The following is a 711-nucleotide window of genomic DNA, read 5'->3' as shown; positions in this document are numbered from 1 at the left end:
CGGCCGCAATGGACGCGACGAAGGTGCTGTGGGACAAGACCAGTCAGGACGTCACCACCGACAAGAACATGGGTTATGTGCTCGGTGCCGTGCGGATCCGCAAGGGTAATGGTGGGAAGACCTATGCACTGGTCCCCAATGGCATCGACAGCCCGAACGGTACGGCCACGCTGTATGCCTATGAGTTGGACGCCAATGGTGGCATTGTGGCCACTCGCGAGTTGATCGCCGATCCTGGTAGCGGCAATGGATTGATGTCGTTGGGTTTGGCGGACCTGAATGGTGATGGCCTGCTTGATGTGGTGTACGGCGGTGATCTGCTCGGTAATATCTGGCGCTGGGACTTCAGCGGCAGCACGCCTTCGGCCGCGGTCAAACTGTTCCAGGCGGTAGACGCGTCGAATGCTCCGCAGCCGATCACTGGTGGCCTGTCTGTCGGGCGCAGCAGTACCGGAACCGTCTTCGTCGGTTTTGGTACGGGGCGGTTCATTTCCAGTACCGACGTGCCCGGGACGACTTCGCAGACGCAGAGCTTGTATGGCATCATCGATTCGGGGGCTGCGATTACTGGCGGGCGTAGCAAGCTGCAGGCGCGTACGATTCCATATTCCGGAACAACGGCAAAGGGCGAGAGCGCGCGTGGTTTCGAGACCTATTCACCTTTGTCGGCCGATAAATCCGGCTGGTATGTGGATCTGCCGCCGCCGGAGC

At 60.2% G+C, this 711-nt stretch carries 1 protein-coding gene; it reads left to right on the top strand.

What is annotated here, in order from left to right; genetic code table 11:
• On the top strand, nt 1-711 hold a 711-nt coding region (locus ABB22_RS17415; protein ID WP_275452924.1), incomplete at both ends, for a PilC/PilY family type IV pilus protein.

This window comes from Stenotrophomonas nitritireducens (genome assembly GCF_001431425.1).
GTDB classification, from domain to species: domain Bacteria; phylum Pseudomonadota; class Gammaproteobacteria; order Xanthomonadales; family Xanthomonadaceae; genus Stenotrophomonas; species Stenotrophomonas nitritireducens.
The sequence above is the reverse complement of the archived record's forward strand: the minus strand, read 5'-3'. Positions and strand labels throughout refer to the sequence as shown.